This window comes from Vibrio sp. 10N.261.52.C11, from assembly GCF_041471405.1.
GTDB classification, from domain to species: Bacteria; Pseudomonadota; Gammaproteobacteria; order Enterobacterales; family Vibrionaceae; genus Vibrio; species Vibrio crassostreae_C.
Map to the genome: position 1 here is coordinate 62,767 of NZ_JBFROI010000015.1, position 18,395 is coordinate 81,161.

The 18,395-nt window shown below is 44.5% G+C and carries 14 protein-coding genes; 7 read left to right on the forward strand and 7 right to left on the reverse strand.

Features of this window, described 5'->3' with window-relative positions:
* The first annotated feature begins 422 nt into the window (after nucleotides 1–422).
* Both AB4323_RS06490 and AB4323_RS06495 read left to right on the forward strand, forming a co-directional pair.
* The gene (locus tag AB4323_RS06490; RefSeq protein ID WP_048607150.1) at nucleotides 423–1,079 is read left to right on the forward strand and encodes a 2OG-Fe dioxygenase family protein; all 657 of its coding nucleotides are present in this window, start codon (nucleotides 423–425) and stop codon (nucleotides 1,077–1,079) included.
* Entirely contained in the window at nucleotides 1,063–2,298 is a 1,236-nt protein-coding gene (locus AB4323_RS06495) for a cysteine desulfurase-like protein (RefSeq protein ID WP_172379683.1), read from the forward strand. Before AB4323_RS06490 ends, AB4323_RS06495 begins: the two co-directional genes overlap by 17 nt.
* Before the next feature lie 175 nt (nucleotides 2,299–2,473).
* On the opposite strand, the gene AB4323_RS06500 is transcribed toward AB4323_RS06495, so the two are convergent.
* Nucleotides 2,474–3,145 (reverse strand): type 1 glutamine amidotransferase domain-containing protein, encoded by a 672-nt coding sequence (locus AB4323_RS06500; protein WP_017063583.1) that lies wholly within the window; start codon nucleotides 3,143–3,145, stop codon nucleotides 2,474–2,476.
* 215 nt (nucleotides 3,146–3,360) lie between these two features.
* Between AB4323_RS06500 and AB4323_RS06505 the strand changes: the two genes are divergently transcribed.
* Nucleotides 3,361–4,245, forward strand: coding sequence for a LysR family transcriptional regulator (locus tag AB4323_RS06505; RefSeq protein WP_372151963.1), 885 nt, complete (start codon nucleotides 3,361–3,363; stop codon nucleotides 4,243–4,245).
* A 350-nt stretch (nucleotides 4,246–4,595) separates the two neighbouring features.
* Nucleotides 4,596–5,846 (forward strand): diguanylate cyclase, encoded by a 1,251-nt coding sequence (locus tag AB4323_RS06510; protein WP_372151965.1) that lies wholly within the window; start codon nucleotides 4,596–4,598, stop codon nucleotides 5,844–5,846.
* A gap of 132 nt (nucleotides 5,847–5,978) precedes the next feature.
* Here AB4323_RS06510 and AB4323_RS06515 read toward each other — a convergent pair whose 3' ends face one another.
* Nucleotides 5,979–6,803 carry a DUF2797 domain-containing protein gene (locus AB4323_RS06515; RefSeq protein ID WP_029235797.1) on the reverse strand — a complete coding sequence of 275 codons (825 nt, stop codon included), beginning with the start codon at nucleotides 6,801–6,803 and terminating at the stop codon, nucleotides 5,979–5,981.
* Between the two features lie 303 nt (nucleotides 6,804–7,106).
* On the opposite strand from AB4323_RS06515, the gene AB4323_RS06520 reads away from it, so the two are divergent.
* Nucleotides 7,107–8,402, forward strand: a complete 1,296-nt coding sequence (locus tag AB4323_RS06520) for a GGDEF domain-containing protein (RefSeq protein ID WP_065585186.1) — start codon at nucleotides 7,107–7,109, stop codon at nucleotides 8,400–8,402.
* 254 nt (nucleotides 8,403–8,656) lie between these two features.
* On the opposite strand, the gene AB4323_RS06525 is transcribed toward AB4323_RS06520, so the two are convergent.
* From AB4323_RS06525 to AB4323_RS06535, 3 genes are all read right to left on the reverse strand, one after another.
* Nucleotides 8,657–10,027, reverse strand: coding sequence for a DASS family sodium-coupled anion symporter (locus tag AB4323_RS06525; protein WP_048607137.1), 1,371 nt, complete (start codon nucleotides 10,025–10,027; stop codon nucleotides 8,657–8,659).
* Nucleotides 10,028–10,223: 196 nt separating this feature from the next.
* Complete coding sequence (locus tag AB4323_RS06530; RefSeq protein WP_017063589.1) at nucleotides 10,224–11,024, reverse strand: vancomycin high temperature exclusion protein; 801 nt, start codon at nucleotides 11,022–11,024, stop codon at nucleotides 10,224–10,226.
* 172 nt (nucleotides 11,025–11,196) lie between these two features.
* Nucleotides 11,197–12,885, reverse strand: a complete 1,689-nt coding sequence (locus AB4323_RS06535; protein ID WP_017059764.1) for an NAD-dependent malic enzyme — start codon at nucleotides 12,883–12,885, stop codon at nucleotides 11,197–11,199.
* 183 nt (nucleotides 12,886–13,068) lie between these two features.
* Here AB4323_RS06535 and AB4323_RS06540 point away from each other — a divergent pair, with 183 nt between their 5' ends.
* Nucleotides 13,069–15,447 (forward strand): helicase-related protein, encoded by a 2,379-nt coding sequence (locus AB4323_RS06540; protein WP_372073738.1) that lies wholly within the window; start codon nucleotides 13,069–13,071, stop codon nucleotides 15,445–15,447.
* A 203-nt stretch (nucleotides 15,448–15,650) separates the two neighbouring features.
* Nucleotides 15,651–16,028: a hypothetical protein gene (locus AB4323_RS06545; protein WP_017059766.1), complete on the forward strand. Its 378-nt coding sequence runs from the start codon at nucleotides 15,651–15,653 to the stop codon at nucleotides 16,026–16,028.
* 189 nt (nucleotides 16,029–16,217) lie between these two features.
* Here the strand turns inward: AB4323_RS06545 and AB4323_RS06550 are convergent, their stop codons facing one another.
* Both AB4323_RS06550 and AB4323_RS06555 read right to left on the reverse strand, forming a co-directional pair.
* Entirely contained in the window at nucleotides 16,218–17,321 is a 1,104-nt protein-coding gene (locus tag AB4323_RS06550; protein ID WP_017055177.1) for a phosphoribosylaminoimidazolesuccinocarboxamide synthase, read from the reverse strand.
* A 327-nt stretch (nucleotides 17,322–17,648) separates the two neighbouring features.
* Nucleotides 17,649–18,056: a SulA-like leucine-rich domain-containing protein gene (locus AB4323_RS06555; protein ID WP_017055178.1), complete on the reverse strand. Its 408-nt coding sequence runs from the start codon at nucleotides 18,054–18,056 to the stop codon at nucleotides 17,649–17,651.
* Nucleotides 18,057–18,395 lie beyond the last annotated feature (339 nt).

The following is an 18,395-nucleotide window of genomic DNA, read 5'->3' on the forward strand; positions in this document are numbered from 1 at the left end:
AGTTTGTTGTGTAAATAATCAATAGTTTGGCAATTGATAGGTAGGTCGTATTTCGCGGTGCAAAAGCATAGAAATGAATGATGGCGAGTGTGATGCCTGAACTCAGGCAAGAAGGCTGGCGTATTAAAGGGTAAGGGCTTATACAATATGAAACCTGGCCTGCTAGTTAATAATATCGTTAAATTTAAATTTTCAGGGATTTATAACTAGCTAGTAGAGTGTGCTAGTTTTAAGAGTTGGTCATCTTTTATTCTGGTGTTATACACTGCTTTTTATTTCTCGATTGGGTTTAGCGTCTGAATTATTAAATTTGACGGGATAAATGATTGTTTAATGTTGATTTGGCAATATCTTCAAGTATCCTTTATGTAAATAAAACGTTAAATATCGAAAGTTAATTAACAATCATTAAGGAGTCGATGATGTTACATGCTCACGAAAATACCCTACATATTACCCACCTCAGTAACCACGCGGTTAAGGAGTTGTCACCTTCATTCTCTAAGCTACCAAGCACAGAGCATGCGGATGGACAGTTCCGATTGAGAAGGTACTCAGTGGTTGAATTCAGTAATGGACAAGTCGTTGAGCTAGACAAACATAACTTTGTTCAGTCTGAAGACATTAATCACTTTCAAGGTGACGTTGTTCGTCAATTCGAGCCGATTGAAGCACAAATTCTAAGCAGCGAAGGCATGCAAGAGATGTGTGAATTGTTTATTGAAACCAACGGGCTTGAAGACGGACAAGAAATCGAAATCCATCAAATCCGCATTGCCGCTATTTTTGAAGAAACTCAAGTTGCACCAGAAGGTGTTCACCAGGACGGTTTTGACCATATCGCGATCATTGGTGTTACTCGCCACAACATTGTGGGTGGTGAAGTGATGCTTTATCAAGATAGCCACGAAGCACCGTTCTTCAGAAAAGTGTTAGGCGATGGTGAAGTGGCAATGCTTGCTGATAGTAAGCTTTGGCACAATGCACAACCGATTCGTACCATAGACCACGGCGAGATGGGCTACATGGATGTGTTTGTTCTAACGGCTAAGGATGCGCGCAATGTCCTTCACTCTTAATGATGTGCGCCAGCAGTTTAGCGCGCTAGGCCAATACCATAACGGTAAGCCGGTGACCTTTTTTGATGGGCCGGGTGGCTCTCAGGTACCTGAGAATGTTTTAGCTTCAATGACCGAATACCTAGGGCATTTTAATTCAAACCTAGGCGGCCACTATTTTTCTAGCCAAAAGACCACAAGCTTAATGCAGCAAGCGCGAGAAGCGGCGCAAGCACTGCTTAATGCGGAGTCTTCTGGCAACGTTGTGTTCGGCGCGAACATGACATCTCTGACCTTCCAACTTAGCCGAGCGATCAGCCGCGATTGGAAAGAGGGCGATGAAGTTATCGTCACGGCGTTAGACCATTACTCAAATGTATCGAGCTGGCAGCAAGCGGCAGACGACAAAGGCGCGATTGTTCGCCAAGTTCGTGTAGACGAGTCGGATTGCAGTTTGGATATGGCGCATTTTGAATCGCTGCTTAACGAGAAAACCAAGCTTGTCGCGGTGACGTTTGCTTCGAACACGACTGGCTCTATTGTCGACATGGCAAAAGTTATTGAGCTTGCACATCAGCATGGTGCGCAGGTTTATGTCGATGCCGTTCATTACGCGCCACATCACTTGATCGATGTTCAGCAGCTGAATTGTGATTTCTTAGCGTGTTCAGCGTATAAATTCTTCGGCCCGCATGTGGGCATTGCTTATGTTGCACCTCAATGGCTACACACGTTAAAGCCTTACAAGGTTGAGCCTGCAACCAATATTGGCCCAGGCCGTTTTGAAACAGGTACGCAAAGCTTTGAAGGCCTTGCAGGTGTGATTGCGGCGGTAGATTACTTGGCGCAATTCGGTGAGCCAACCGACTCATTGCGTTCTCGTTTAGAGCAAAGCTACGCGCTTTATAATAAGCATGAAAGCCAGCTCAGTGAGTACTTCCTTAAACGCTTGTCTGATCTTGAAGGGGCAAAGCTTTACGGGAAAACAGAGTTTGATTCGAACCTAAGAACGCCAACCTTTGCGGTTACCTTTGAAAACCATTCTCCAGAGTTCATCGCCAAGAAGCTGGGTGAACATAATATCTGTGTGTGGAACGGACATTTCTACGCATTAGGTTTGGTGAAACAGTTGGGTATTGAAGAGCAGGGCGTGGTGCGTATTGGTTGTATGCATTACAACTCGATTGAAGAGATCGACTTGCTGTTCAATGTGCTTGAAGGGATCTTGCGAAGTAATTAGCGAGAAGCCATTAGCAAGAAGTAATTAATAAGAAGTCACTTGCCTTTGCTGTTTGTGCCTTTAGATCGAAAAAAGAGCATGCTTCTCTCAAGAGTATTGAGTAGGAAGCATGCTCTTTTTATTTGATTGAGCTTATTTGATCAACGCCAGTTATTCGAATAAGCCCTTGATTTAACTAAGACAGGTGCTTAACCAGAGTTGCACCTACAGCGTGCGCGCTGGTTGGGTTTTGGCCAGTAATCACTCGCTCATCAACAATCACAAGCTCTTGCCAAGGTTGAACCTTGTTGAAACGCGCTGCGCTGCGAGCAAGAGACTCTTCCAGTAGGAACGGAATGTCGTTGATGGTGCCAAAGTCGATCTCTTCTTCACGTGTAAAGCCAGTCACCGATTTAGAGCTTAGTAGCTTCTCGCCGTTGCTTAAAACAATCGGAAGCAGCGCCGCAGGGCCGTGACATACTGACGCAATCACACCACCATCTTCGTAATGCTTAGCCGCAATAGCAGCGAATTGCTCGTTGGTTGCTAGGTCTGAAAGCAAACCGAAACCACCTGGGTAGAAGATAGCATCGTAGCTTTCTGCATTAATTTGGTTTACAGGAATCGTATTGTTGATGCGGTTTTGGAAGTCATCATCAGCCAAGATCTCAGCGTTTACTGAATCCCCTTCAATATCGGTTCCGTACAATGGGCCTTTACCACCCTTGATAGAAGCGATGTCGTACTCAAAACCCGCAGCAATGATCTCTTTGAGAGCATGAGTCAGTTCAGGCGCATAAGTACCATTCGCTTGATCTGTATCGCCTAGTGTTGCGTGGTTAGTTACAGGTATTAGTATTTTTTTCATGATTCGTCCCTTTGAGCTGCTGTTTTTTTTATTTAGGTGCTGACGCTTTTCGTTAAGCACTGAAGCTTTTCGTTAGGCGCTAGGTATCGCGTTGTTACTTAGCTATCGCCGCCTTGTTGTATCTAATACTAGTTCTAAACTGATTAGGTGATAATATACGAAACAGGCAAAACATTGTTGCTATATAGCAAAGATAGAATGCGAGTAGATTAAGTATGGATAGCTTTGAAGGGATTAATGAATTTGTTGCGGTCGCCGAATGCCACGGCTTTTCAGCAGCCGCTAAACAGCTAGGTTGCAGTACCAGCCATGTGAGTCGGCAGGTTTCAAGGTTGGAAGAGAGAGTGGGAGTGGCCCTGCTTGCGCGTTCAACACGGATGGTTAGCCTGACTGAATCGGGTCACACCTATTATCAGCAGTGTAGAGATTTGGTCATTGGGCTTCAGCAAGCGAACGAGCAAGTGACTTCTCAGCAGACTCAGCTTAGCGGTACTTTGCGTGTGAGTGCGGCAGGCGCGTTTGCAGAAAATCATGTCGCGGCGGCGCTGATGGAGTTTGCTAAAGAGCATCCTGAGCTCACCATAGAAATGAATTTCAATACCAAGATGGTTAACTTCATCGAAGATGGTATCGACTTCGCTATTCGTTACGGCCGATTGGACGATTCAGGTTTGGTGGCAAGAAAGCTCGTCGATCGCCCAATGGCGGCCGCAGCCAGTAAAGACTATATAGAGCAATTTGGTACGCCCAATCACCCTGAGCAGTTGAAAATGCACAGCTGCATTATCGCCAACAGTGATCAGTGGCTATTTGAGAAAGAGGGCAAACCGTTAAATGCAGTGCGAGTGCATGGGCGCTGGCGCAGTAACAATTCGAGTGCAGTACTGAAAGCTTGTGAAGAGGGGCTTGGTGTTGTCTACCTTCCCAAAAGCAGTTTCAATGGCGGCCTGACTAATGGAAAGCTCGTTCCAGTGCTAGAAGAATATTGGGGAGCAGGTACAAGCAGTTGGATCGTATATCAAAACCGTCGCTTTGTTCCACAGAGAGCAAGGCTGGCTATCGACTTCTTAGTGTCTTATTTTTCCGATTGGAATGAATAACCGACGAGGTTTTAAGCAAACAGCCAAAATGCTAGAAGTGAATAATGAACGGAATTGAAAAGAGTCGTGATTAGCGCTAGCTACCTACTTTAAGGTCGAAAACAGAAAAGCTAATTCTTACATAGATATACGTTATCTTTTTTTGTTTTTTGACGCGAGTAATAGGAATGAGAGACTTGTCTACTTTTGATAACTGGTGTTAGCGATTGAATTGTAGAGAAGCTCGCAACAGTACGATATACTAGATACCATATTAATGTCCCTAACGCGTGATAGATTCTGTGGAAGCGTTGGCAGGATTTGTTGTTATGCTCCAGTTCATGAAGTGTAGCTAGAGTGCGGAGTTGGCAATGTCTTCAATAAATTTCGAATCCACGTACGGTGTAATAACTATTCAAGATATGAATGTAGTGAGTGTTGACGCTAACTATGCTCGCATCTATGGATACCAATCGCCCGAAGAACTAGTTTCTAATATCGATAGCTTTCTAGATTTAATCTCAGAAGATTACCATGTTTTAGCTTATCAAAATTACCTTGAAACGGTCAGTGGTCAACGCGACCCTCAGGTTCACACCTATACCAATGTTGATCGTAATGGCAGAGAGTTCACCGTGTTTTCTATCGACCATGTGACGGAGTGGCAGGGAAGACCTGCACTGCAAGTCACGGTTATCGATCTTTCCCCAGCGATTCAGCTGCAAAATGCGGTGCTTGAGCAAGATAAGATGTATCACGACATGATCATGCAATCCGGGCAGGGCATCTTGGTTCACCGAGATTTCAAGCCGCTGATGGTTAATCAATCTTGGGTCAACATGCAAGGCGCGGCTTCCATCGAGCAAGTATTAGAGCTGGACTCTATCCTTGAACTGGTACCAAAACAGAATGCCGATGGTATCAGCAAGCACTATCACGCGATCGTATCAGGGGAGTTGTCAGGTACTAGTACCGTGGTTGAAAACATTGGCTTTGACGGCGTTCATCGGTTCTTCAATATTTACGACAATGCGATTACTTGGAAAGGTCAGCCAGCCGTTCAGGTTGTGCTCGAAGATGTGACTCAAAAGGTGATGCTGGAAAAGCAGTTGGTACACCAAGCGAACTTCGATGAAATGACCGACTTACTTAACCGCAGAGCGATTTATGAGTGGTTGAGAGAGCACATGTCCTCTAAAAACTACCTTGTTTGTATGCTGCTAGATATCGATGATTTTAAGTCGATTAATGACACTTACGGTCATATGGTCGGTGATGAGGTCATTTGTGCTTTGGCTAATATTACCAAGCGCAGTGCCGAGAAAGCCGGCGGAGTCGCAGGCCGTTGGGGTGGCGAAGAGTTCATTATATTTATCCCAAACACGTCTCTTGAAACAGCACACGAAGTGTCAGAAGAGATTCGCCAACAGTTCAATCAAGTTGAATTCAGAATCGATGAACAGTTACGATTTAATTCGAGTGTCAGTATCGGAATCAGTGATAGCCAAGCCTGTGAAGACGGTGTCACGATTGATGCACTCGTGAATTTAACCGATCAATCTCTCTATCGCGCGAAAGCCAACGGCAAGAATTGTGTAGACGGAGATGTGGTTGCGCTCTAACGCCTAAAATCGTCATCGAAAGCGAATAGGATCGACAACGAAAAATGCCCTCAAGTCATCACTTGAGGGCATTTTATTTTTTGGCTATTCACTAAGCGCTTCTAACTATAAGAAACGTTTAAGTTCTACAAGTTATGCAGACACTTCCACTTCGTAAGAGCCAAATTTACGGATGTTAATCACGCCCGTATCTAAGATTAGGTATTGGCCTTTAATACCTTGCAGCACACCAGATACTTCAGGGTTCTTATCGAAGTTGTGCGACACAATCTTCACTGGGTGCTGTTCAACTGGGTAGCTCAATGAAGTGATGTTCTCACTCAGAATTTCGATCGCATCGTCACCAAATTTAGCTCGGATCTCTTGGATTTTATCCTCAACCAATGGCAACAGTTCTTTGGCTTTCTCGACCAATTCCATATCGTCGCCATCGCCTTTTAGCAGCGTGCGCCAGTTGGTTTTGTCGGCGATGTGTTTTGCCAATTCAACTTCAATCAGGCCAGAAATCTGACGAGTTTTTACCTTCAAGATAGGTAGGCCTTGAGTCGCACCTTGATCAATCCAACGGGTAGGGATTTGAGTATGACGCGTGATACCAACCTTAAGGCTAGATGTGTTCGATAGGTAAACGAAGTGATCAACCATGCAGTTCTCTTCACCCCATTGAGGCTCGCGACACGTGCCTTCATCGTAGTGACAAGTCTCTGGTTTCATGATGCACATATCGCAGCTTGCTAGCTTTTTCATGCACACAAAACAGTGGCCTTGAGAGTAGCTCTTTTTGGTTTTCTTCCCACATGAGCAGCAAAAAATGTTGCCAGTGTGAGTGAGGTTGATGGTTTTACCAATCAGAGGGTTTAGCTCTACAAACTCTTCGCCTACAGGCAAACGGTAGGTAACCGCGCCATCAAGGGAAGCACTCATCTTTTTGAGTGTTCCTTTTGCTAATAAAGACATGACATTACTCGTTGTATTTTGATTATTATTTCGTCGACTCGATTGCGCTGTGAGCAGGCAGTACGGTTAACGATGATTATGCGATGAGTATAACAAATAGAGCCTGTTTTTATACGCAATATTACTTGATTCTCGCCGTGAATAATTAACGGCAAATACATGCATAAAAATATAGTATGACATTTTGTTCGGGCGTGATATAACGTTTTTTAGTGATTTATTGGTATTAAGATCACTAATTTATCTAACTTGTTTTTTATCGTGAAATCCCAACTATAGGGATATTAAGCAGGAAGCTTAGACGTGAAGTGGATCCATAAGATTGTTATCTTTCTAGTTATCGCAACGCTTGCCATTGTGCAGTATTACCGTGTGAGCGGAAATCGTGTGATAACGGCAATTACCCCTGATAAATATGAATTTATCGCGACCAGTGATCAAGTTGATAGGGGAGTCAGTACGTCCCAGTTATCCTATGAAAATGGACAGTACACTCTCGATTGTGAACTTAAAGAATCTGAGTATCCGTGGCCTTACTGTGGGCTGTCGATTCGTATCAACCCTGACATCACCTCGGGCCTTGACCTTTCTCAGTACCACACCTTTAGAGTCAACATTGATTACCATGCGGAGGCTGACTCTAGTGGCCGTTTGAGAACCTATCTACGTAACTACAACCCTGCTTATTCAGTTCCTGATGACGAGTACACGCACAAGTACAATGGGATGGAGTTTTCTCCAGGAATCGATGGTGGTGTGATTGAAATCCCGATCAAAAATCTGCAAGTGATGACATGGTGGCTGGCTGACAACGACATTGCGTTAGAGCATTCGGCCCCTGAATTTTCGAATGTGAATATGGTTGAGTTTGCTACTGCGTCTGGAGCGAAACTCGGTCACCACAGAATCGTCATCCGCAGTATTGAGTTCGAAGGTTCGTATATCACCGCAGAAAGCTTGTTCATGATCCTACTGTTTGTGTGGGTGGGGACGGGCACCGTATTCTTGCTGTCAGAGTTAAACCGTTCAAGAAAACGCATGGTGATCGCAGAGAAAAGACATCACCACTTAAAGAACGTCAATCGCGCACTGAGAGAACAGAATTTTGAATTTTCAGAGATGGCCCATCGTGATGAGTTAACCGGAATACTAAACCGCCACGCGATTCGTGATTGGTTGAAAATGCAGTCACAACATGTGAAGCAAGGACATGGCAAGCTGGGTATGTTGTATCTCGATATCGACTACTTCAAGAGTGTCAATGACAAGTACGGACATCAAATGGGTGACCATATTTTACGCGAGTTCAGCATGGTGGTGGGCAGTTCGATCAGCGCTACCGACAAGTTGGTGAGATGGGGTGGTGAAGAGTTCATTGTTTTTTGCCCTGAGACCGAAGCCGGAGAGGCGCAGATAAAAGCTGAACGCATTCGATTATTGGTTAGCCAGCACCTTTGGGTTCATGGCGATCCGCTGACATGCAGTATCGGTGTTGCCGAGATGAAGCAAGAGCGAGTGACAGAGACCATTGCTCGCGCTGATGAAGCTTTATATCAAGCAAAGCATTCAGGTCGAAACCAGGTGATCTTGAGTCACTAATCTGAAAATTGTTTTGATGAGTTTATAAGCCACACGTGCATATGTGACGTGTGGCGTTTTTATGGTTCTTCTCCCAAAAGCCAAAACAAAAAAGGTGGCGCGGGGCCACCAAAAGGGAAAGCGTTTCTTGTTTTTATATGCCCGTTCAGTGCTTGCTTACGCTGAACGGGCATTTTTGTCTTGGTTGAACCGGGGGAAGTTCAACCAGTTTAGGGGAGCATTCCTGTAAGCATGCGCTTATAGAACGTTAGTGTTTACCAGAAGATCCAAGCGAACAGAGTCAGAACTAGGATACAAACTAGGTTCAACACCATACCGATTCGCATCATCTCTTTCTGCTTGATGTGACCCGAGCCAAACACGATTGCGTTAGGAGGTGTCGCTACTGGTAGCATGAAGGCACAAGATGCAGCGACAGCGATCAGAGCAGACAAGATAACTGGCGACATACCAAGTGCTTCAGCGATGGTTGCGAATACTGGCACCAGAAGTGCTGCACTCGCTGTGTTACTCGCAAATTCCGTTAGGAATACCACGAACGCTACCACGGCTAGAATCGTAAGCAGTACGCCAGCTGTTTCTAAAAATCCGCTTAGTGAGTGTGCTAGGAATACGCTGGTTCCTGTCGCTTTCAGAATGTTACTTAAACAGATACCGCCACCGAACAGGATAAGAACACCCCAGTCCGTTGTCTTCTCGACGTCTTTCCATTCCACCGCTCTAGAAGCGCCAAGCAGTACAATTGCGCCAATCGCTACCAAGCTATCAAATTTAGAGAATCCGCCAATCATTGCGTTGATTGGTTTACCGAATATCCAAAGCGTTACGGTTAGAAGGAAGATAGACAGTGTGATTTTCTTGCTGTTTGTCCATTCAACTGGGGCATGGTCTAGCTCGAATTTGTGGTCAAGCTTCGGCTTAGTCATCACGTAAAGAATAATCATCGCGATTGGCAGTAAGATCATTGAGATTGGTAGGCCAAGTGCCATCCACTCTGTGAAGCTCAAGCCAACTTCTGCCGCCGCAATTGCGTTTGGTGGGCTACCAACCAAGGTTGCGATACCACCGATTGAAGCACAGTAAGCAATACCCAGTAGTACGAACACGTAGGTGTTGCGGTCTTCACTTTGGTCAACCTTGTTCATGATGCCAAGAACAAGAGGAAGCATCATTGCTGTGGTAGCTGTGTTTGAGATCCACATTGATAGACCTGCACTCACACCGAACAACATGAACACAGCGACCGACATTCTGCCTTTTGCTATCAGCAGTACTTTGTCAGCTATCGCTTTATCTAGCTCTTGCTTGTTCAGTGCGGCTGCCAATGCGAAGCCACCCATGAATAAGAAGATGATTGGGTTTGAAAAGTTAGCCAGCGCTGCGGGCGTGTTGAATACACCAAACAAGACAGCCAATAGGGGAACGAGCAAAGCGGTGATGCTGACGTGAATAGCTTCTGTTAACCATAGAATGGCAACGAACACGAGAATACTTAAACCTGTATTCACTTGCGCTTCGAATGGCAGGGTATTGAGCAAAACTGCAAATAGCGTGAAATTACCAATTAATATCATGCTGTTGCGGGTAAACAACCAGTGTTTCAGTGTAGTAACAAGTGCCGTCATAAGACGCTCCTTTTGTTATCCTCGTTTTATTGGTGCACGACTTCATTGAGTCGTGCTTATTATTTTCGAGGTATATAGCTTGATGTAGGGTCAGACTTTGTTGGGAGAATGTTACTTAAGTTAATAAAGGCGTGTTGGTGTGTTTTTGTGTAACAGTGGGGAAATGTGAGGCAACAAATTCAAAATGTGTAGTTTTCTACACATCTGTCTCTGCTGGGTCTGCAATAGGGTTTGTTGTAGGATCTACAACAGGGTTTACAGAGGGGTCAGTCATAGGGTTTGGAATCGGAAATGATTCCGGTTTTGGACTCGATTGAATGGGCTCTTTAGGTCCAAGGAACTTTGGCGTTGTCCCCATAATATACAAATCTAAGAAGGCTTTGGTACGCGCAAAAACTTCACGCAAACGGATAGAGGTGCCTGAATGATGAGTAGGGCCTGAAACCGCTAAACATTGTGCATGAATATCGTAAGAATTAGCGATAAATAGTGCTCTTTCACAGTGGAATTTCTGAGTAATGATCAGGAAGTTGTCGGTGTCGAAGATCTTTTTAGCGCGAACAATCGAGTCTAAGGTTCTAAAGCCTGCGTAATCGAGGTTAATGCGTTCATCGGGTACACCCGCTTTCAGCAAGTCGCGTTTCATCGTCCACGGCTCATTGTAAGAGCGATGAGCGTTATCACCACTTAACAGAAACTGGTCGACTTTTTCACGGTCGAACAGCTCAATCGCGGCTTCGATTCGGTGCTTATAATAGTCGTTGAGTGTTCGACCCAAATATTTGCTCGTGCCAAGCACAACGGCGACCTCAAGCTCGGGCACTTCATCTATATCGTAGATGATGCGATCTTCCGCTTGCCATGAAACCCAATAATCGATCGCAATAACCGCAGCGCTGCCTACTAAGAACACGAGGAAAGCGCCAAACAGAAAACCTTGCAGTTTTTTGTAAGCTTTTTTTATGTAGCTACGGATAATGTGAGAATCAAATTTCACTCTCGGTATGGTCCTTTCACTGAGCATTAATTTTTGAGTGCTCGATAATACCAAATAAAAATGAGAAAAATCAGTTAAAAAGACAAGACAGTTTAAAGAAAAAAGCCCCTGCAATTGCAGAGGCTAATATAAGAGTCGTTAACGCTCTTTATTCCAAGCGCAGTACGCTTTATTAGAATGCCGTGCGCTTGTAGCGACGGTAAACTGGCTGCCAGAAGTGCTGGTCAATCGCTTGTTGCAGTGCTTCTTCAGTGATCTCTAGAGCAACGCCCTGTTCAATCGCCTTTTTACCTACCGCAAGAGCAATTTTCTTAGATACCGTGTGGATCTCTTCCAATGGTGGAAGTAGAGCACCTGTGCCATTGATTGCTAGTGGAGAACACGTAGCAAGTGCACGGCTTGATTCCATTAGCATTTCGTCAGTGATGCGTGAAGCATTCACAGCCAATACACCAAGGCCAATACCTGGGAAGATGTAGCTGTTGTTACACTGAGCGATTGGGTAAGTTGTGCCGTTGTGAACGACTGGCTCAAATGGGCTACCTGTCGCAACAAGTGCTTGGCCATCAGTCCAACGAATAATGTCGTTTGGCGTCGCTTCAACACGGCTTGTTGGGTTCGACAGTGGGAACACGATAGGGCGTTCACTGTGTAGGTTCATCTCTTTGATGACTTCTTTGCTGAATAGACCTGGAGCACCAGACACACCAACCAATACGGTTGGTTTCGCGTGGCGAACTACGTCTAGTAGAGAGAAACCAGTGCCATCGCTTTCCCAGTCTTTGGTGTTTTCGTTGGTTTGAACCAGACGCTGTTGGAAATCAAGCAGGTTTTGCATGCCTTCTTGTAGCAGACCCCAACGGTCAACCATGTAAACTTGAGAGCGAGCTTGTGCATCGCTGATACCTTCAGACACCATTTGGGCAATGATAGCTTCAGCAATACCACAACCTGCAGAACCCGCACCTAAGAAGGTGATGCGTTGATCTGAAAGTTTGCTGTTTGCTGCTTTACATGCTGCAAGTAGAGAACCAACCGTTACGGCTGCTGTGCCTTGGATATCATCGTTGAAACAACAGATGCGATCTTTGTAGCGCTCAAGCAGTGGCATTGCGTTCTTTTGTGCGAAATCTTCGAACTGAACTAATGCATCAGGCCAACGGCGTTGAACCGCTTGGATGAACTCTTCAACGAATGCATCGTAGTCAGCACCCGTAATACGAGGATGACGCCAGCCCATGTACATTGGGTCAGCAAGACGTTGAGGGTTGTTAGTACCCACATCGAGCACGATTGGTAGCATGTAAGCTGGGCTGATACCGCCACAAGCTGTATAAAGTGCTAGCTTACCAATTGGAATACCCATACCACCGATGCCTTGGTCTCCCAAACCAAGAATACGCTCACCATCCGTAACCACGATAACTTTAACGTTGTGGTTTGTCGCATTATTCAGTAGGTCATCGATACGATCGCGGTTCGGGTATGAGATAAACAGACCACGGCCACGACGGTAAATATTTGAGAAGTTCTCACATGCTGCGCCAACTGTTGGCGTATAAATGATAGGCATCATTTCAGAGATGTGGTTTTGAACTAAACGATAAAAAAGCGTTTCATTAGTGTCTTGGATGTTACGAAGGTAGATATGCTTATCCATATCACTTTCGAAGTTACAATATTGTTTGTATGCACGTCCTACTTGCTCTTGGATTGTTTCGGTTGTTTCCGGTAACAAACCTTCAAGGTTGAAAGAACTGCGCTCTTCAGCAGAGAATGCGCTGCCTTTGTTTAGAAGAGGTGTACTTAGTAGAGCAGGACCAGCATAAGGGATATATAGAGGGCGTTTATCGTTGTTCATTGGATGCCTAATATGGGAGAAAGGGTAACTAAAAAATGATAACGGTTTAGTTATTCAATTGTAAATAGTTTCTCCGCGATCTGAGCAAACAAAATGATATTCTTACCTCTGTCCCACACTTATCGAATTTCAACACGATAATTCGTTATACTTTGCTCACACTTTTTCGCTACTCGCCATTTTATGTCATTACTTCCCATCGATGCTTATCAAAACGTATTCCACGAACAAATCGCTAATTCTCACCTTGTCGTAGAGGCGGAAACCGGATCAGGTAAATCAACGCGCCTGCCACTTTGGGCCTCTCAACATGGACGAGTGTTAGTGGTGGAGCCAAGACGCATCGCGTGTACATCACTGGCTAAATATCTCGCGCAGCGATCAGGCGAGAAGTTGGGTAGCAAAGTGGGCTATGCGATTAAGCTTGAGTCGGAATACAACGAGCAAACTAACGTTGTTTTTGTGACGCCCGGTATCGCGCTGCGTTGGTTATCAGAAGATGGATTAGCTAGTTTTGATGTGATCGTGGTGGATGAGTTTCACGAGAGGCGCTGGGACATTGATCTGCTGGTGGCGATTCTGAAACAAAAAGCGAGTCATCGTTTGGTGATCACTTCAGCAACCATTGAGGGTGAACGCCTTGCTCATTATTTGGATGCGAATCGCATAAGCTGTGAAGGGCGAACCTATCAAGTTGAGATTGAGCACAGAGCGAATGAATCCAGAACACTGCCTGATAGTCGACATCTAGGGCAGCGCATCGTGGAAGAAGTGAATCATCAGTTGATCGCTTCTTCTGGCGATATGTTGGTTTTTCTACCGGGTAAAAAAGAGATCGTGCAATGCGAACAAGCCTTAGCGAAAAATCCAGATATCCAAGTTGTTAAATTGCATGCGTCGGTCAGTGATAAAGAGCGAGATTCAGCGTTATCGGGTCGTAATATCAATACTGAAGGTAATGGTTTGAGAAAGGTCATCCTTGCGACCAACGTTGCAGAAACCTCATTAACCATTCCTGACATTGGCGTGGTGATAGATTCAGGATTAGAGAGACGCACCGTTCAGCGTAATGGCAGAACCACACTGATGCTTAAATCCATATCACGAGCGAGTGCCAAACAGCGAGCTGGCCGCGCGGGTAGGGTAATGGATGGCGTTTGCGTGCGTCTATATGGTGAGCATGCGGCGTTAGAGTTAGTCACACCGCCTGAATTGCAGCGTGAAGAGCTGACTGAACCTATGTTGGCCGCAGCATGTTGTGGATCTCCGCTTGAGAGCTTGTCCTTCCTTGACCCTATTCCAGAGAAATCACTCAACAGTGCAACTCAAACCTTGCTGACGATGGAAGCGATTAACGCCGACCATCAAGTTACCGAGCATGGTAAAAAGCTGTATCCGTTGCCGATTGATGCTTTGTATGCCGATATCGTTACTCGAATCAAAACCAAAGCATTAAAAGAGGCGATGGTTGATCTCACTGCGGCGCTGTCCGTTCCTGCTCGCTTGTATCAGTTACCAAACAATGCAGAACATCTTGAAGCGCTCGCGCAACAAGAGAAGGAAGGGTGTGATTTAAGCCTGTTGATTCAGATTGTGCGCGGTCGAGAATATCCGCATTTAGACATCGACCAACAGGCTCTGAATGAAGCTCAAGGATTGGCGAAGCAAATGCGGGAGGTATTTGAACTTCCTCAGCTAGAAGTCGCGTCACGTTTCCAACGCATTGAATTGCTCAAGACCATTGTGAATCTGCATCCTGAACTGGTGTTTGTGCGCCGACTGAAAAGGAAAGAAGCCTTTGCCAATGGTGTTTTAGAAGTGGTGCTCGGTCGTCAGAACCGTTTCCCTGATAATGCACAAGCGATGTTGGTGTTGGATACTCACAGCTTGCCGGGAAGAGGCGTTAAGCAAACACTGACCTTAGCGACGGTCACGACACCCATTCCTCTTGAGCTTCTCATTGATGCTGAACTAGGAGAGTGGGAGCAAGGCGAAACCGTTGTGAATGATGATGGTGTTTTTACCGAGATGGCATTGGTGTACGCAGGCCGCACGATTACAACCAAACTCGTCGCCGCTGAAGGGCAACTATCGTTAAAACCTATCGTCGACCTTGTGTTAAATGGAGAGCAGCTTCCCGGTTTTGCAAAGGCTCGCACTCAAGAAATCAAACACTGGCAGTTGTATGTGAAACTTGGTCTCGATGAACAAACTAAATACACACCAGAAATTGAGAACATTAACTTTGAGCTATGGTTTATAGAGCAGCTTGAAGTACTAGGTGTTACTGATGTCAGCGAATTGGAAATGTTCGATCATGCAGACATACCGTTCGATGGCATTCCAACTTGGCTCTACTCAGAATTTTCGGAAAAATACCCGTTTGCATTGAGCCTTGCCGACTTGCAACTCGATGTTGAATACTTGCCCGCAAGAAAGCTGATTTACGTCCATTATCAGTCGGGTAGCCGAAAGTTATCGCCAAAACGTTGGGAGCTACCGACATGGTCTGGTTGGCGTATTCAGTTCAAAAAAGCGAGTCGAATAATTGATATCAAATAGATGGATAAGTTTTATCTCTAAAATATTAATCAAATAGATGCATATATGATTTTTCAGTGCTTATTTTGTTACAAGTTTGATTTTTATATTCCTTTTTAACCAATCAAAAGGTCATAAAAGACTATTCTTCTATATCCTATTGCTATAAAGAAAGAGTTGATAGATATTGAGTATATTGTGTTGCCAAAGTGTCGGGGGACATCATGGATAAACAGGAAGAGACGCGTGTAGAGTTCGATTACACAACATTTCTTGGCGCCTCATGCAGTAAAAAATGGACTTTTCTGGAAGCACTCACCACAATTGCGCCAGTGTTCAGTACCGTCTGGCGAGATAGCATTAAAGAGTTGGGCACCCCAGAGGATCGTTTATGGCAGATGGCATTGAAATCAATGTCGACGCGTAAAAGTGATGAGTCGAACATTGTTACCTTACTCAAGCTCGCTAAGCTGGAAGGGATCAATGAGCTCAAAGTGGTGATGCCATATTCACTTGAAGAAGAGCAGATCGAGTATATTGAATCGCGCAGTCATTTAGTGATTGCGGGTAATTCTGGAGAAGAGTTCACGATTAAGCTGTAACTTCAGCTCGCCTATAATCTCTCTCGAGGAATAGTAAAAACGTACACGTAAAAAGGGCCTCAAATATTGAGGCCCTTTTAGTATCTAAAACTTGAGTCTACGAGCTTATTAGCTTTCGAGCTTTTTATTTTGAGATTAAGCGATTAAGCAATTAAGCAATTAAGCAATTAGCAATTAGCAATTAAGCGACTAGTCGATTAGACCATAGTCAGCGCGCAGTACATCGATGATCTCTTGCTTAGGATTTTCGCTCAGTACGATCTCCGCACCTGTGATTTTCGCTGCGATATCAAGGTAAGTGCGAGACAGAGACATTAGAGAATCCAGTGGAAGTTCATTGTCACGAGCCAATGCTTCACGTTCTGGCATACGCTCTTTATTCAAAAGAATGTCGGCATCAGGGAAGTAGTTAAGCAAGAACTGACGGAAGCCTTCTTTTGAATTCTCAACGATGTTGCCGTTGTTATATTCCTGAGTATCCCAAATGCGAGATGAATCTGGAGTACCGACTTCGTCCATGTAGATAAGCTTTTCTTTGCCTTGAGCATCGTTGACGTAGCCAAACTCAAATTTGGTATCAACAAAGGTTTGGTCTACTTTTGCTAGCGCTTGGCTGATTACGTTGAAGCCTTCTTTAAGAAGTTTTTCGTAATGCGCGATGTCGCTTGCTTGAGTAAAGTTGAATGCTGCGAAGTTATCTTCGATGTTGTTGCGTGTGATGTTCACATCGTCAGCTTCTGGAACGCCAGGAATACCTTTCAGAATCCCTTTTGTTGAAGGCGTGATCAGTAGCTCAGGCAACTTCTTGTCTTTCTCAAGGCCTTCAGGCATCTCGATACCACAGAATTCACGTTCGCCGTTTGCGTATGCACGCCACATTGAACCAGTGATGTATTGACGACAAATCGCTTCGATCATGACTGGGCGAGCTTTTTGTACAATCCATACGAACGGGTGAGGGATATCAAGAATATGACTGTCAGCAAGTCCGTTGTCTTTAAACAATTTGAACCAGTGGTTAGAGATAGCATTCAGAGCCGCTCCCTTACCTGGAACACCTTTAAGATTCCCTTCACCACGCCAGATACAATCAAATGCAGAGATACGGTCACTGATCACCATGATTGCTAAAGGCGCATCGGGTGCTACATCGTAGCCTTTCTCTTTAATTAGTCGTTGGCTATCTTCTTCAGTTAACCAGTAGACCGAACGAACCTTGCCACTGTGGACAGGTTTATCAGTACGGATTGGTAGGTCATCATTTACGGCAAGAACTTGATCAGCAAGGCTCATTTAGACATTCCTATCTTTTATCAAACGTCATACAGAGAAGTGCGGTGTGCACATGATTAGACGGGCATTATACCCAATCTACTATTTGCTTCCAGAGAAAAAGCAAACGATTGCTAAATCTGTTGTTTAAATAAAAACCCCCGCCTAACAATCCGCTAAAAAATGGGCGAATTGTAGGGCAGGGGAAGGCAGTATGTTTGGACTGTGTTTTGGCGAATTGTTTCTTAAGTTAAATTAAGTTTGTTAGCTAAAAGATTAAGCTATGTTTGTGGACCATGTTTTTGAGCCAAAATGTTATTAAGCCAACATGTTATTAAGCAAGGTGGCTTAGTGAATACGCTCTGAATTTGCATCCATAAAGAAGACTTCACATTGAAAGCGTAACCCTAATGTTCTTAGGTACTGTTGGCTGAACTGATCAATCGATGCACTTGCAACAATCGCGCTCGCATTCTTAGAGCGGATTGCTTTCTCGACAGTCTCTACCTCAGTCATTTGATGAGAGGCTTTCATATGAATAACGCGGTCGCAGCAAACATTATGTTGCTTAAGCTGCTTAGCCGATGGTCTTGGTGTTTGAGCCGTAAACAGTAACCACTGATGTTGATTGGACAGCAACGCCATTCTTGCAAACAACGCTTCCTCGTTTGAATTTTTGCTTTTACGAGAAACTGATGTAAATGCGCAGTGAACTAGCGGGCTAGAGTGTTGTGCTTTAACGTGTGCTTGAATCATTTTGCTGTCCTTATATACATGCTGTATGTGTATACAGTAGTTTTAGTTGCTTATAAGATCAAGCGTTTTTTGCGGGATTATTGGACGATTTCGTCTGAGGTTATGGATGGTAAATGATTAAATCATTGAAAGTATTCGATAAATTAAATTTGAATGAATCTGCTGTTTTGTATCATAAGTTGAATAAATGTGAGCTTTATACAGGTGTATACACTGGTTTTTGCAGAAAAGTACTGTATATACCTGTATAGAAGAGAGAACAAAGAAGAAAGAAGAAAGAAGATCTAAAACCACAGGCACAAAAAAAGCGCCTTAGGCGCTAATGCCGATCAGTTAAAG

What these genes read in the sequence shown, in the direction of transcription:
- AB4323_RS06550 (WP_017055177.1), bottom strand. Translation starts at nt 17,321, where the DNA reads ATGAGCCTTGCTGATCAAGTTCTTGCCGTAAATGATGACCTACCAATC.
- AB4323_RS06510 (WP_372151965.1), top strand. Translation starts at nt 4,596, where the DNA reads ATGTCTTCAATAAATTTCGAATCCACGTACGGTGTAATAACTATTCAA.
- AB4323_RS06495 (WP_172379683.1), top strand. Translation starts at nt 1,063, where the DNA reads ATGTCCTTCACTCTTAATGATGTGCGCCAGCAGTTTAGCGCGCTAGGC.
- AB4323_RS06540 (WP_372073738.1), top strand. Translation starts at nt 13,069, where the DNA reads ATGTCATTACTTCCCATCGATGCTTATCAAAACGTATTCCACGAACAA.
- AB4323_RS06535 (WP_017059764.1), bottom strand. Translation starts at nt 12,885, where the DNA reads ATGAACAACGATAAACGCCCTCTATATATCCCTTATGCTGGTCCTGCT.
- AB4323_RS06500 (WP_017063583.1), bottom strand. Translation starts at nt 3,145, where the DNA reads ATGAAAAAAATACTAATACCTGTAACTAACCACGCAACACTAGGCGAT.
- AB4323_RS06490 (WP_048607150.1), top strand. Translation starts at nt 423, where the DNA reads ATGTTACATGCTCACGAAAATACCCTACATATTACCCACCTCAGTAAC.
- AB4323_RS06545 (WP_017059766.1), top strand. Translation starts at nt 15,651, where the DNA reads ATGGATAAACAGGAAGAGACGCGTGTAGAGTTCGATTACACAACATTT.
- AB4323_RS06555 (WP_017055178.1), bottom strand. Translation starts at nt 18,056, where the DNA reads ATGATTCAAGCACACGTTAAAGCACAACACTCTAGCCCGCTAGTTCAC.
- AB4323_RS06525 (WP_048607137.1), bottom strand. Translation starts at nt 10,027, where the DNA reads ATGACGGCACTTGTTACTACACTGAAACACTGGTTGTTTACCCGCAAC.
- AB4323_RS06515 (WP_029235797.1), bottom strand. Translation starts at nt 6,803, where the DNA reads ATGTCTTTATTAGCAAAAGGAACACTCAAAAAGATGAGTGCTTCCCTT.
- AB4323_RS06505 (WP_372151963.1), top strand. Translation starts at nt 3,361, where the DNA reads ATGGATAGCTTTGAAGGGATTAATGAATTTGTTGCGGTCGCCGAATGC.